Below are 13,894 nucleotides of genomic sequence, written 5' to 3'. Positions count from 1 at the left end.
GGTCGGGCACCTTCCGCCATCGAGGCCCGAGACGCAAATCGGCCGCTACTCGCGCGAAGATGAAGCAAACGTCCAGTTAGAGCGCACTCGAGGTCAACCCCTCGACCCGTCCCGCTCGTCCGAAGGTCCATCGCCTGCGATCCCGAGGTCCGGTGTGGACCGGCAGGCGTCACCCTTACGGTGAGTTCCTGCCCGATGTCTGTCAGTGGAGGAGTCGCCCGTGCCACAGCTGCCGGATCTGCCCTTCGGTCTGGAGTACGCGGCACTCGGTCTCTTCCTGCTGACCGTGCTGGTCGGGGTGGTGCAGCAGTTCTTCGCCGACTGGATCAAAGGGCTGCTGGCCCGGGTGTGGGGGCTCGTCGCGGGTCGACGCCGGATCCGGGCGGACGAGTGGCGTCGTTACCGCGACTGGGTCGCCCGCACCTACAACCGGATGGAGCTCGGTTTCCTCCGAGACGTCTCGGTCACGCTCGACGAGGTCTACGTGCCGCTGGAGTACGAGCAGGACGGCCGGCGAATCGACATCTACCGCGACGTCCAGAACCGCCGGCGGACGGTGATCCTCGGCGCGGCGGGGGCGGGGAAGTCGATGCTGCTGCGGCACTCGATGGTGCGTTGGGCGGCGGAGCCCGAGCGGTTCGAGCGGGTACCGGTGCTGGTGGAACTGGCCCGGTCCAACCGCGACGGACGCACCGTCCGGCAACTGATCGTGGACGTCCTCGGGCGGCTCGACGACGAACCGGGCCGCCGTCGCCGACACCGCCGCGCCCGTCCACTCGTCGCCGACGCGGAGCACGTCGTCGACGTGACGCTGGCCAGCGGCCGGCTCTGTGTGTTCCTCGACGGGCTCGACGAGGTGGTCACCGAACGACGCGGCACGGTGGCCGAGGAGATCAAGGAGTTCGCCGAGCGCCATCCGAGGACACAGATCGTGGTCACCTGCCGCGACGCGGTCTACGACGGGGACCTGCGGCCGGTCTTCGACCGGGATATCCAGGTGGCCGGCTTCGACGACGCCGGAATCCGCCACTTCCTGCGGCTCTGGTTCACCCGCTGGCCGGGCAGCGAGGCCGAGCACCACGCGTCGGAGTGGGAGCGCGACGAGGAGTCCGCCGACACCGGGCACGTCGTGGAGCAACTCCTGGCGGAGCTGCGGTCGAGCCCGAGGGTGATGCGGCTGGCGCGCAGCCCGCTCATGCTCACCATGATCACCACACTGTACGAGGCGGACGCCGGCATCGGCCCGATGTTGACCAACTCGCGGGCGGAGTTCTACCAGCAGGCCGTCGAGCACCTGCTGCGCCGGGACCGGGATCTGGGTCGGCACCGCAATCTGGCCCGCTACCAGGCCGGCCACAAGATCATGGCGCTGCGCGCGATCGCGCTGGCCGCGCAGGGCGGCCGATCCCAGGGAACCGATCGTCGGGTGATCGGCGAGGCGGAGGTGTACGACGAACTCGCGCGCATCCTGCCCCGGTTCCGCCTGGACGAGGAGCACCTGCCCCGCATGCTCGACGAGATCGTGGAGCGCAGTGGGCTGTTGATCCGCATCGACGACAACAACCTGCTCTACGAGTTCGCCCACCTGACTCTGCAGGAGTATCTGGCGGCGGTGGAACTCGCGGACGACCCCGACCGGCTGCTCCGGCTCTACCGGGAGAACCCGAACCGGTGGCGGGAGACGGTGAAACTCTGGTGTGCCGGGGCAAACCGGGACTCCTCGGCCGTGGTCCGGCAGATCTTCGCCGGAGACGACCGGGACAAGCTGCTCGCGCTGGAATGCGTCGCCGAGGCCCGGCAGATCGACGAGAGCCTCGTCTCGGCCGTCGTGGACAGTCACGTGCGGCTGCTCGGCACGCCGGTCGCCGACAAGCATCTGGTCCTGGCGGCGCTGGGCGCGGTGGTCGGCAACCCCGGGCCGATCGGGCAGCGGCTGTTCGACAGCCTGTTGCGGCAGGTGCCGGTCGGTGGCCAGCTGGCCGCGGACGCTCTCGTGGTGCTCGCGGAGTCCCGCCGCCGTGAGGCGATCGGACTGCTCAGCGAGTTGGCGGAATGGAAGCCGGAGGCTCGTGCGGCGTTGCGGGCAACCGGCGAACTGGCCATTCCGACCCTCGCCGCGCGGGCCCGCGACGGCTCGGTGGCAGCCGTCGACGACCTGGCCGCGGTCGGCACACCGGCCGCCGCCGTCGCCTTGGCGGAACAGTTGTGGGCACCAGACCGGCAGGTCGCCGTGCGCGCGGCGTGGCGGCTGGCCGTCCTGGTCGGTGCGCCGGACGTGGAGAACGAACTGCGCACCTTCGACCCCACCGCCGTGGAGGCCGCGGCCGTGGCCGCCAAGAGGGGCCGGTCGGCCGACCGACGGTCGGGAAACCTACCCGGCGCGGAGTGGCACGACTGGCTGTGGGCTCCGTTCGAGCCGGGCACCCCGATCGCCCGGACGATGGGTCGCCTCGGCTGGCTGATCCTGAAGTCGACGGACGACGCGCCGGGTGATCTGGGTGAGGTCGACGTACGCCTCGCGGTCGGTCTCCTCGTGCGGCCGGGCAGGTTCAACGGCGGCGAGATACCCAAGGAACTGACCGAGGAACTCGACCGCACGGCGCACCGTCTCGGCCACAAGCGGCGGCTCTCCGGTGCCTTCGGCGAGTACGAGATCCGCGCCATGCTCGAACTGGTGACCCGGCGGGAGCCCGACACGGCCCGCGACATCGCGGTGCGGGCACTTCAGCATCGGGTGGACGGCTGGCGAACCGCACTGCTGGCCAGCCTCCCGACGCCGGTGTTGGCCGAGTTGAGCAGCCGGCTGTGGGCATTTCCCATGCTCGACGCGGACCTGCGGGACTGGCGGACGCTCACCGATCGGCCGGAGGAGCCCACGGTGCTGACCTTCCTGCGCAATGCCACGGCCACAGTCGGTGCGCTGGTCGGCGTGGTCCTGGTCGGCATCGCCATCACCCGCTCGGTCGGCACCTGGATCGGCTGGTGGGCCTGGGGGCCGAGGCCGCTGGCCGGGCTCGTCTTGTTGTGCGTGGTGGCCGGGGTGGCGGCCCTCATCGTCGCGGTGATCATGTCGGCTGACGACGATCGGCTGTGGATTCCCGTCGTCGTCCTGCTCTTCAGCGCGATCGGGCTGCTCGTCGCGGGTGCGCCGGTGGCGTTCGCCACCGTGGCCGGTTGGCTGGGCGTGGAAGTCACAGCCGTGTCGTCGGTCGCGTTGGTGAGCGCGATCGTCGTACTCACGCGGTGGACCAGCAGCCGGGAACGGGCGCTGCGTAACCCGTACCGAGCGCTGCTGGACCGGGTGCCGACCGCCCGGGGTGCCGCACAGACCGTGATCGGTCGGCAGGGCACCGGTGGCAGCGGTCCCGCACGGCAGCCGACCAGGACCGGCGGTTGACCGGGTCGGTCAGCGTCGGCGCAGCGCGGTGGAGGTGAGGCGGTAGCCGATGGTGTGCTCGACCAGCCGCTCGACCAGCTCCGCCTTGCGTAGCGCGCCGACGCCGCGCAGGCCCAGCTCCGCGGCCAACTCCCGCAGGTCGCGCAGCGGCCAGGGGGAGAGGTACGCGGTGCCTTCGGCGCGGCTGGCCATCGTCGCCAGCCGGTCGACGGCGTCGGCCGTGGCGTCCCGGCCGTTCATGCCGGCTGACGGGCCGGCTGGAGGTGGTCGAGGAACTCGGTGGCGAGATTGCGCAGCTCGTCGCGGACGGCGGGCACCGTGACGCGGTCGCGCAGCACCACCGGCACGCCGCGCGGGGTGTTGGTCGCGTAGAGGGTGACGTTCTCCCGCAACGCGGTGGGGAAGACCGGTAGCCCCAGGTTGCGGACCTGGTCCATGTAGCTCTGGTGGGTGGCGATGGGCTGCCGCGACAGCAACTGGATCATCGTGAAGACCACCCCGGCGACGTCGGGGGCGACCTTCTGGTGTCGGCGTACGGTGGCGAACCGGCGGGCGTCGGCGTTGTACTGCTCGACCAGTTCCCGCACGTTGCCGTGCAGGTAGTCGATGCCCAGCGTGGACAGGTAGTCGGCTCGGGCCGGGATGACGAGGTGGTCGCTGGCGATGATGGCCGACTGGGTGACCACGTTGAAGTTCGGTGGGCAGTCGATCAACACCATGTCGTACGGGTCGAGCCCGTCGGCGAGCAGTCCTTCGGCGAGGGAACCGCGTACCCGGAACAGTTCGGCGTCGTACTCCTCGCCACCGGCGACGCTGCGCGCCAGGGCCAGGTCGATGTCCACCAGTTGCAGGTGCGACGCGATCAGGTCGAGGCGTCCGGTGCCGGTGAGCCGGGCGTTCGCCGGGCCGGGCGACACCACAAGGTCACTCAGAGTGACTGGCGGGCTGCCCTCATGCAGGCTGTCATACCAGCGTTTCACCGTGCGGGTGTCACGCAGTCGCTCCCGCCAGTCGTCCGGGTCGTAGAAGCCGAAGGTCAGACTTGCCTGCGGGTCAAGGTCGATGAGCAGCACTTTCATCCCTCGGTTGGCCAGTTCGGCACCGAGGTTGGCGGTCACCGTGGTCTTGCCGACCCCACCCTTGTAGTTGATCACGGACACGACGTACATCGACGTACCTCCCCAAGACCACTGACGGTAGCGGTCCGTCCGGCGAAAAGTCGATCATCCCGGGATTGCACGTAACTACGTAAGTTCGTACTCTCGGAGTATGGCGAACGTGGAGGAGCGGTTGGCGGCGCTGGAGAACCAGGTCGCCGAGCTGGTCGAACGACTCGGCGGCGCGGACCAGCCGTCGATGCCCGCCGAGGGGGTCCTCTGGGCGCTGGACGGGCTCAAGCAGCGGCTACCCGCCGACAGTGCCGGTGCCGTGCTCTACACCGGTGCGGTCCGGCTCGCCGGGCAGCACTACGACTGGCAGTACGGGCGCGGCGTCGAGGATCTGCTGGCCGACGACTGGGCCGACCTGCCGGCCGTGCTGAGCGCCCTGGCCCATCCGGTGCGTCTGCGGCTGCTGCGCGAGATCCTCGGCGGCCGGCAGGGCACCGCCGAGCTGGCCGGGATCGAGGACCTCGGCACCACCGGCCAACTGCACCACCACCTGCGCCAGCTCACCGCCGCCGGTTGGCTGCGCAGCGCCGGTCGGGGCCGCTACGCCATTCCCGCCGAGCGGGTGGTGCCGTTGCTGGCCATCCTCACCGCCGCCGCTCGTTGACCGCACCCGCCGGGCGCGCCCGACCGTGGCCGGCACGAGGGTCGCGTGGGCGGCACGAGGGTCGCGTGGCGGCCCACCCGGAACGGAAGGAGCACCCATGCGTAAGACACCGCTCGTCGTCCTCGTCGCCGGGCTGGTCGCCGGGCTCGCCGGGATCGGCGTCATGCCCCGGGAACCTCGGCTGACCGCGCAGGTCACCGGTGACGCCGACCTCGCCGCCGCCACGCGGGACGCCGTCGACGCCCCCGGCGGCTACCGCGGCCTGGCCGTCGCCCTGATCGACGGGGGTCAGATCCGCACCGCCGGCCTCGGCGACCGCGACCGGCGCGGCAACCCGGTCGAGCCGGACACCGCGTTCGAGGTCGGTTCGGTGCCGAAGGTGCTGACCGGCATGCTGCTCGCCCAGCGGGTCGGCACCGGGGCGGTACGCCCCGACGACACCCTGGGCGCGACCTGGCCGACGGTCACCGGTGCCGCACGTGAGGTGACCCTGGCCGAACTGGCCAGCCACCGCTCCGGGCTGCCCCGGGTCGGGCTCGACTCGGTCACCGACTGGCTGCGCCTGTTCTGGGCCAACGTGGCGGCCGGCAACCCGTACGCCGGGCAGGACGTCGACCGGGTCCGCGCCGCCGCCGACGGCCACGCCCCCGGTGACGGGCGGGGTGAGGTCAACTACTCGAACCTCGGCATGGCCCTGCTCGGCCAGGCCCTCGCGGCCGACGCCGGCGCCGACTATCCCGAACTGCTCGACCGGGAACTGCTCACCCCGCTGGGCATGACCTCGACCGTCCAGGCCACCAGTGCGGACGCGCTGCCCGCCGAACGCGCCGAGGGCGCCGGTGCCAGCGGGCGCAGCCCCGACGCGTGGATCGGCGCCGGATACGCCCCCGCCGGCATCGGCTACTGGTCCACCGCTGCGGATCTCGCCCGGCTCGTGGCGGCCACCGCCGACGGTACCGCCCCCGGCGCCGACGCCCGCGACCCGCGCTTCGACGACACCGAGCGCGCCCGCATCGGGTACGGCTGGTTCACCACCCGCTACGGCGACCGTGAGATCACCTGGCACAACGGCGCCACCAGCGGCTTCCACTCGTACGTCGGATTCGACCGGGCCACCGGTCGGGGCGTGGTGGTGCTCGGCAACACCGACCGGGGTGTCGAGCCCATCGGGTTGCGGCTGCTCGGGGTGCCCCGCGAGCAGGCCGGCAGCGCCTCGCCGGGGCTGCCCACCTGGGTCGGCATCGGGATCGCGTTGCTGTTCACCTTCATCGGTGGCCTGTCGCTGCTCGGCACCGCGCTGCGCGCCGGGGCGGACCGACTGACCGTGCTGTCCGGTGCGGTCTGGGCGCTGGTCTACCCGGCCCTGGGTCACCAGCTCGGCGACTGGTCGGCGATTCCCGGCTGGCTCTGGCCGCTCGGGCTCGCGACCTCCGGTGCCGGGTTGGCCGCAGCCGTACGCCGCTGGCGGGAACTGCCGGTCAACGGTGCCGCCCGGCCATGGTTGCGGGTGGTCTCGGTGGTCGGTTCGCTGACCCTCGCCGCCGCGCTCACCGTCGCGCTGCTGTCCTGAGCGGGTGGGCCGGATCTGATCCGGACGGGCCCGGTGGGCACAACGGCCGAACGTCGGGCCGTCCCGGCTGATCAGATCTTTGCTCAGGGATCTAGATGTATCAGGATGGCGGAGTCCGGCACGGGGGTAGGGGAGCCGGACCAACCACAGAGGAAGGACGTGGCACATCGTGGTGCCTTTCTCCGGCAGGAAAGTGCTCGCCGCCATCGCAGCCGGCACGCTCTTGGGTACGACCGCGCTGGTAAGCCCGGCGCTGGCCAGCCCGAACAACAACTCGGCCAAGAAGCTGACCAAGGCGGTGACGGTCAAGGGGGTGCTCAAGCACCTCGACGCATTCCAGGCCATCGCCGACGCCAACGCCGGCACCCGCGCCTCCGGTACCCCGGGCTACGACGCCAGTGCCGACTATGTGGCCAAGCTGTTGAAGAAAGCCGGTTATCAGGTGACCCGGCAGCAGTTCGACTTCGCGTTCTACGAGGCGTTCAGCTCGTCGTTCGCCCAGGTGGCACCGAACGCGACCACGTACACCGAGGATGTCGACTACAGCCTGATGTCCTACTCCGGATCGGGCGCGGCGGAGGGACTGGTCGTCCCGGTCGACCTCGCGCTGGACCCGCCGCGTGACTCGTCCTCCGGCTGCGAGGCGAGCGACTTCGACGCCGTCGACGTGGCCGGCAAGATCGCGCTGATGCAGCGGGGCACCTGCGCGTTCGGCGACAAGGTCGTCAACGCCGAGGCCGCCGGAGCCATCGGTGCGATCGTCATGAACCAGGGCAACGGTACGCCGGAGGCCAACGCGGATCGCTACGACCTGTACGCGGGCACCCTCGGCACCCCGGTCGGCATCCCGGCCGTCTCCGTGTCCTACTACACCGGCGAGCAGTTCGCGGCCACCGCCGGCCTGACGGTGCGGATCGAGGCCGACACCACGTCGGAGATCCGGAGCACCGAGAACATCCTCGCGCAGACCAAGCACGGCCGTACCGACAACGTGGTCATGGCCGGCGCGCACCTCGACTCCGACCCGGCCGGGCCGGGCTACAACGACAACGGCACCGGCAGCGCGGCGCTGCTTGAGGTGGCGTTGCAGATGTCGAAGGTGAAGCCGAAGAACGCGGTCCGCTTCGCCTGGTGGGGCGCGGAGGAGGCGGGCCTGATCGGCTCGGAGCACTACGTCGCCAGCCTGACCGAGCAGCAGATCGAGGACATCGCCCTCTACCTCAACTTCGACATGGTCGGTTCGCCGAACTACGTCTTCGGGGTGTACGACGGCGACGACTCCGCCGAGCAGGGCTCCGGACCGGGCCCGGAGGGATCGGCGGAGATCGAGAAGGTGTTCGAGGACTTCTTCGCCTCCCGCAACCTGCCCACCGTGGCGTCCGACTTCACCGGCCGCTCGGACTACGGGCCGTTCATCGCCGCCGGTGTCGACATCCCCGCCGGTGGTCTGTTCACCGGGGCCGAGGGCGTCAAGACGGAGGCTGAGGCGGCGCTGTTCGGCGGGCTGGCCGGGGTCGCCTACGACCCCTGCTACCACCAGGCGTGCGACAGCCGTACGCCGGCCGCCGACGGCGGCGACGCCGCCATCTACCAGGCGTTGGGCAAGAAGTACAAGCTCCACGGCAACGTGAACCTCTTCGCGCTCGACGTCAACGCCGACGCCATCGCCACCTCTGTGATCACGTTCGCGTTCGACACCTCGAAGGTGAACGGTGTCACCGGGCCCGGTAAGGGCAAGGGCAAGAAGGGCCCCAAGCACGGCCACAAGCACGGTCACGGCCACGGCCACAAGCACGGCCACGGCCACCACTGGCGGTAACGGAACATCGCCGGGTGGGTCGGGCCTTGCGGGCCCGACCCACCCGGGTCAGTCGGGCAGCACGGCGCGGCGGGTCAGCCGGACGTGCTGCCGTTTGCCGTCGTCGCGGACCACCACCCCGTAGCGGGCCAGCTCCGCCCGCAGTTCCCGAGCCTCGTCCTGGCGGTCATGCTCCCGTGCCTCCCGCCGAGCCCGCAGCAGCGCGTTCGCGCCGTCCGGCAGGCCGGGCAGATCGGGCACCCAGAGCCGGTACGCCTCGCGGTGCGGATCCGCCTCCGCCCAGGGCCAGCCGTGTTGCCGGAAGGCTTCGGCCAACCGTTCGGCCGGCAGGTCGTGGGGCTGCCGGACCAGCTCGGCGTCGTCCGCGTCGAGCAGCACCAGGTCCTTGCCGTCCTGGAACGCCACCCGGGTGTCCCGCCGACTGACCACCTGCTCGGAATCGCCCCGGCGCACCAGAGCCTCCGCGTCGGAGACCATCACGATCACCCGCTCACTGGTGCCGATGGCGGCGATCACCAGCCCGGCGAGGATGCCGACGCCGACCCCGCCGGGCAGCGCGTACCGGTCGGGCAGCCCGTCGACCGCTCGGAACAGGCCCTGCGCCGGGGCCCACGGCAGGCCCGCCACCCAGCCGGCCCCAGCCACCAGCAACCCGCCCAGTAAACCGCCGACCAGCGGGATCCCGGCCCAGAGCAGGACCAGCTCGGAGACGCCGCCGCTGACCACGGTTGGTTTCCCGTACGCCCTCACGCCACCTCCTGCCGCATGGTGCGGACCATACCGGCGACCAGTGGCACGACCATCCAGACCAGCAGCGACACCGCGAGCCGCTGCCACTGCCCGACGGTCACCTCGGCGGTGAGCAGCGGCTCCATGGTGCGCCCGGTGTCCAGCCACTCGGCGGCGCGGTGCAGCGGCCGGACCACCTCCCCCACGATCGACCAGACGATCGGCAGCACCAGGTAGGCCACGATGGCCAACGGGGTGTTCAGCAGCAGCAGCCCGAACGCGGCTCCCATCAGGACACTCGCCACCTGGAACACCACCGCGTGAGCCAGCAGGGCCCCCTCGACCCGCCAGCTGCCCGCGCCACCCGTGGCACCCGCGATCGCGGTACCGGCGGCGGCGAACGCCAGACTGGTCACCACCGACCCGAGCGCCGCCAGCACCACCGCGACGAGCTTGGCGGCGATCACCCGTTCTCGCCGGGGCACCAGGGCGAACGTGGTCAATGCGGTGCGCTGCGACCACTCACTCGTGATCGACAGGATGCCCAGCACCGGAAGGAGCACCCCGGCGGGCAGCAGGGCGATGCTGAAGAAGACGGTGAAGGTCTGTTCCGGCGCTTCGGCGTACACCAGCAGCAGCGCGACGATGACGGCGCTGATCAGGCCGATGGTGACCAGCAACCAGCGACCGGCCCGGGTGTCGACGAGTTTGCGCAGTTCCACGGCGGTCAGCCGGGCCAGCGACGGGCGGTGCACCGGGGTGACCTCCGGCGCGGTGTGGACGGTGGTCATCGGACGACCTCCCGGGTCGGTTCGGTGTTGCCGGTGGCGGGCACGGCGGCGCTCGGCGCGCTGGCGGTCAGGGCGAGGAAGAGCTGTTCCAGACCGCCTCCACCGGCCGGGCGCAGTTCGGTGAGGGCCACCCCGGCGGTCAGAGCGATCTCGCCGACGGTGTCGGTGTCGGCGTTGACCAGCAGCCCTTCGGAGCCGTCACTGACCGCCAGCCGGGCCCGGCGCAGCGCGGCCCGCAGCGCTTCGGTGTCGCGGGCGCGCACCACGGTGCCGACGCCGGCCAGCAGCTCGTCCTTGCCGCCCTGGGCCACGATCCGGCCGCCCCCGATGACCACCAGCCGGTCCGCCACCGCCTCCACCTCGCGCAGCAGGTGGCTGGAGAGCAGCACGGTGCCGCCCCGGTCGGCGAAGTCCCGGAGCAGGCCGCGCATCCAGAAGATCCCTTCCGGGTCCAGGCCGTTGGCCGGTTCATCGAGCACCAGCACCCGGGGGTTGCCCAGCAGCGCGTGTGCCAGGCCGAGCCGCTGGCGCATGCCCAGCGAGTACGCCCGGACCCGTCGCCGGGCTGCGGCCGGGCCCAGCCCGACCCGGTCGAGCACCTCGTCGACCCGGTGACGGCCGACCCCCATCGTCGCCGCGGCCACGGCCAGCGCCTCCCGGCCGGTCCGCCCGACATGCTGGGCGGAGGCGTCCAGCAGCACCCCGACCGTGCGGCCCGGGTTGGGCAGTTGCCGGTAGGGGCGTCCGTCGACGGTCGCGGTACCGGACGTCGGCGGGGTGAGCCCGCAGATCATTCGCATCGTGGTGGACTTGCCGGCCCCGTTGGGGCCCAGGAAACCGGTGACTGTGCCCGGCTCGCAGTGGAACGACACGTCCTCGACGGCGGTGTGCCGCCCGTACCGTTTGGTGAGCTGTTGTACGGCGATCATGGTGAGAGCCTGTCCGGACCGGCCGGCCATCCGCAGCGGCCGTCGGTCTGGCTCTGCCCAGACCAAGGTCGGTACTCAGGTCTCGACTTTGGTAGCTGGTCCGGTGCCCGATGGGCTGCCTACCATTGCGCCTGTGACCAGCGCCGTCGTACTCGATCACCCGGGTCTGCTGCCCGGCGCGCTGGACCCTGGGACGGGTCGCCGGACGCGGCGGACCCCCCGTGACTGGCTGGTCGACGGCCTTGCGTTTCTGGTCTGCCTGGCCTGGGTGGTGCTGGCCACCTTCGACGCGGCCTCCCCGAGCCCGGCGTTGGCCGACCGGCTGCCGTACAACTGGATGATCCTCGCGGACGCGTTCTTCGGCCTGGCCTGCACGGCGGCGCTCTGGTTGCGGCGGCGCTGGCCGGTGGGGGTGGCGTTGGTGACGCTGCCGCTGGGGCTCTTCTCGATCACCTCCGTCGCCGCCCTGTTGATCATCTTCTTCACGGTGGTGGTGCACCGCCGGACGGCGATCGTCCTGGCGGTCACCGCGGGTGGCCTGTTCACCAACATGTTCATCGCCCTGCTGCGTCCCGAGCCGGGCAGCCCGTACTGGGTGTCCACCATCTGGGGCGTGGTGATCACCCTGCTGGTGCTGGCCTGGGGCATGTTCGTGCGGGCGCGCCGGCAACTGGTGCTGTCACTGCGCGAGCGCGCCGAGCGGGCCGAGGCCGAGCAGCAGCTACGTGTCGCCCAGGCCCGGCAGTTGGAACGCACCCGCATCGCCCGGGAGATGCACGACGTGCTCGCCCACCGGATCTCGCTGCTCAGCCTGCACGCGGGAGCACTGGAGTTCCGCCCCGACGCGCCCGCCCAAGAGGTGGCCCAGGCCGCCGGGGTGATCCGGGGCAGCGCGCACGCCGCCCTCCAGGACCTGCGCGAGGTGATCGGCGTCCTGCGGGCCGAGACCTCGCTCACCGACGACCCGGAACGCCCCCAGCCGACCCTGGCCGACCTGCCCGCCCTGATCGCCGAGTCCCGGGCGGCCGGTGTCCGCGTCGACCTGCTGGATCGGGTCTCCGCGCCGGAGCGACTGCCGGCGGCCGTGGGGCGTAGCGTCTACCGCATCGTGCAGGAGGGGCTCACCAACGCCCGTAAGCATGCCTACGGCGCCGCCGTCACCGTCGGCCTCAGCGGAGCACCTGGCGACGGGCTCCACGTGGAGATCCGCAACCGTAGACCGGTGGGTGAACCGCCCGAGAGGGCGGCCATCCCCGGCTCCGGCACCGGCCTGGTCGGCCTCGCCGAACGGGTCAACCTCGCCGGTGGGCGACTGGAGCACGGCTGCGACGAGCGGGGCGACTTCCGGCTGGCCGCGTGGTTGCCGTGGCCGGCGACGTGACCGGTCCGGAGCCGACCGCAGCCGAGGCCGACGGCGTGCCGCCGACGGCCGGAGCAGGTTCGGCGGCGGGCGGCGACCGACGGGTGCGTGTCTTGATCGTGGACGACGACGCGCTGGTCCGCGCCGGGCTGTCGATGATCCTCGGCGGGGCACCCGAACTCGAGGTGGTCGGTGAGGCGGCCGACGGCACCGAGGTCGTCCGGGCGGTCGCCGCCTGCCGCCCGGACGTGGTGCTGATGGACATCCGGATGCCCCGGCTGGACGGGCTGGCCGCCACCGAGGCGCTGCGTGCGCTGCCCCAGCCGCCGGAGGTGCTCGTGCTGACCACCTTCGACGCCGACGAGCACGTGCTGCGGGCGCTGCGGGCCGGTGCCGGCGGGTTCCTGCTGAAGGACACCCCGCCGGTGGAGATCGTCCGAGCGGTGCGTCGGGTGGCAGCCGGCGAGGCGACCCTGTCTCCCACGGTCACCCGGACGCTGATCGAGCACGTGACGGCGGGACCGGCGGCGGACCCGCGTCGGGAGCGGGCCGTGCGGCTGATTGAGGGCCTCACCGAGCGGGAACGGGCGGTCGCCGTGGCCCTGGGCATGGGCCGCACCAACGCCGAGATCGCCGCCGAGTTGTACATGAGCGTGGCCACCGTCAAGGCGTACGTCTCCCGGCTGCTGACCCGCCTCGGCCTCAACAACCGGGTGCAGGTGGCCCTGCTCGTCCACGACGCCGGCCTGGTCTGAGCCCTCTCACACACACGCTGAAATCGGTTTTGAACCTTCCCGCCCCGGTGGCCGTACCACTGCCCGAGGTGCGGTGCTCAAGCGCACCGCTACCGGAGCTGCGGGAGGTCTGCCGTGCGAGTTGATGAGCAGTCGACGGATCCCATCGATCAGATTCTGGGCGAGTTGCCGGTCCCGACGCCGTTGACCCCTGAGGACGTCCGGCTGGCCGTCCGGGCGGTGGTCGTGCACGCGGCCGAGGAGTGGCCGTCCGGGGCGCTGTGCCGCAACGACGGCGCCCGGTTCCCCTGCCGGCTGCACCGCTGGGGTCGGCAGGTGCTGCTGAACCACGGGCTCAACGAGCGGCAGCTCGATGCCCTGATTCGGCACGGCAATCCGTTCGTGCACGTGCCGTTCCCGTTCCTGATCAACGGGCCGTCGGCGGGACGTACGCCTGCGGCACGGCCGGCGGGCGCCGACCGCGCCGCCGGTTACCCCCCGAGGGCCGCCGGTCATCCGACCCGACCTGACCGCGCCGCCGGCTACCCGGCGCGGGGGCCGGTGCCCCGGGTGGCCGCGCCGGCCGCGCGTACCGGCGTCCGGGCGCCCGGTTCCGGTCGGCCGGTGGCACCCCCCGCCACCGCGCCGCGCTGGCCGCGGGCGAGCTGAGCGGGCTCACCCGACGGCGGTACGACGTCGGCCCGGGCGCGGTCATACCCGTTACCTTTTTGATCGTCCCCAGCCGGGGACGGCTCGGTCGCCCGGCTCGGTATGACTGACTGCCCCTGTCGT

11 protein-coding genes and 2 pseudogenes are annotated in these 13,894 nt (G+C 71.9%); 8 read left to right on the top strand and 5 right to left on the bottom strand.

The features are described from left to right. The first annotated feature begins 220 nt into the window (after positions 1-220). Positions 221-3,397 (top strand): NACHT domain-containing protein, encoded by a 3,177-nt coding sequence (locus tag ACLQ2S_RS26930; RefSeq protein ID WP_155214990.1) that lies wholly within the window; start codon positions 221-223, stop codon positions 3,395-3,397. 9 nt (positions 3,398-3,406) lie between these two features. Here ACLQ2S_RS26930 and ACLQ2S_RS26925 read toward each other — a convergent pair whose 3' ends face one another. Next, positions 3,407-3,637, bottom strand: coding sequence for a Rho termination factor N-terminal domain-containing protein (locus ACLQ2S_RS26925; RefSeq protein ID WP_155214989.1), 231 nt, complete (start codon positions 3,635-3,637; stop codon positions 3,407-3,409). Beyond that, the gene (locus ACLQ2S_RS26920; protein WP_155214987.1) at positions 3,634-4,566 is read right to left on the bottom strand and encodes a ParA family protein; all 933 of its coding nucleotides are present in this window, start codon (positions 4,564-4,566) and stop codon (positions 3,634-3,636) included. Before ACLQ2S_RS26920 ends, ACLQ2S_RS26925 begins: the two co-directional genes overlap by 4 nt. A 100-nt stretch (positions 4,567-4,666) precedes the next feature. Here ACLQ2S_RS26920 and ACLQ2S_RS26915 point away from each other — a divergent pair, with 100 nt between their 5' ends. The 4 genes and pseudogenes from ACLQ2S_RS26915 to ACLQ2S_RS26900 all read left to right on the top strand — a co-directional run. Further along, positions 4,667-5,170 carry an ArsR/SmtB family transcription factor gene (locus tag ACLQ2S_RS26915; protein WP_155214986.1) on the top strand — a complete coding sequence of 168 codons (504 nt, stop codon included), beginning with the start codon at positions 4,667-4,669 and terminating at the stop codon, positions 5,168-5,170. Positions 5,171-5,267: 97 nt separating this feature from the next. After that, positions 5,268-6,740 (top strand): serine hydrolase domain-containing protein, encoded by a 1,473-nt coding sequence (locus ACLQ2S_RS26910; RefSeq protein ID WP_425703756.1) that lies wholly within the window; start codon positions 5,268-5,270, stop codon positions 6,738-6,740. A gap of 550 nt (positions 6,741-7,290) precedes the next feature. After that, positions 7,291-7,611 (top strand): annotated as a pseudogene (locus ACLQ2S_RS26905) (PA domain-containing protein); the annotation flags it as partial. An 81-nt stretch (positions 7,612-7,692) separates the two neighbouring features. Then, a pseudogene (locus ACLQ2S_RS26900) lies at positions 7,693-8,418 on the top strand (M20/M25/M40 family metallo-hydrolase); the annotation flags it as partial. 189 nt (positions 8,419-8,607) lie between these two features. On the opposite strand, the gene ACLQ2S_RS26895 reads toward ACLQ2S_RS26900, so the two are convergent. Genes ACLQ2S_RS26895 through ACLQ2S_RS26885 form a run of 3 tightly spaced genes read right to left on the bottom strand, consistent with a single transcriptional unit; the run spans position 8,608 to position 11,008 of the window. Further along, entirely contained in the window at positions 8,608-9,309 is a 702-nt protein-coding gene (locus ACLQ2S_RS26895; RefSeq protein ID WP_425703754.1) for a YqeB family protein, read from the bottom strand. Further along, entirely contained in the window at positions 9,306-10,079 is a 774-nt protein-coding gene (locus ACLQ2S_RS26890) for an ABC transporter permease (protein WP_425703752.1), read from the bottom strand. Before ACLQ2S_RS26890 ends, ACLQ2S_RS26895 begins: the two co-directional genes overlap by 4 nt. Next, positions 10,076-11,008, bottom strand: coding sequence for an ABC transporter ATP-binding protein (locus tag ACLQ2S_RS26885; protein WP_155214980.1), 933 nt, complete (start codon positions 11,006-11,008; stop codon positions 10,076-10,078). The genes ACLQ2S_RS26890 and ACLQ2S_RS26885 overlap by 4 nt, the downstream gene beginning before the upstream one ends. 133 nt (positions 11,009-11,141) lie before the next feature. On the opposite strand from ACLQ2S_RS26885, the gene ACLQ2S_RS26880 reads away from it, so the two are divergent. The 3 genes from ACLQ2S_RS26880 (at position 11,142) to ACLQ2S_RS26870 (ending at position 13,771) form a co-directional block, all read left to right on the top strand. Beyond that, a complete protein-coding gene (locus tag ACLQ2S_RS26880; RefSeq protein WP_309222607.1) occupies positions 11,142-12,389 on the top strand; it encodes a sensor histidine kinase in 1,248 nt (415 codons plus the stop codon). 35 nt (positions 12,390-12,424) lie between these two features. Then, positions 12,425-13,123: a response regulator gene (locus tag ACLQ2S_RS26875; protein ID WP_375335294.1), complete on the top strand. Its 699-nt coding sequence runs from the start codon at positions 12,425-12,427 to the stop codon at positions 13,121-13,123. Positions 13,124-13,237: 114 nt separating this feature from the next. Further along, entirely contained in the window at positions 13,238-13,771 is a 534-nt protein-coding gene (locus ACLQ2S_RS26870) for a hypothetical protein (RefSeq protein WP_309222605.1), read from the top strand. Positions 13,772-13,894: the final 123 nt, after the last annotated feature.

Origin of the sequence: Micromonospora sp. DT48 (genome assembly GCF_049844495.1) — a bacterium.
Taxonomy (GTDB): domain Bacteria; phylum Actinomycetota; class Actinomycetes; order Mycobacteriales; family Micromonosporaceae; genus Micromonospora.
This window is presented reverse-complemented; position numbering and strand designations above follow the sequence as displayed.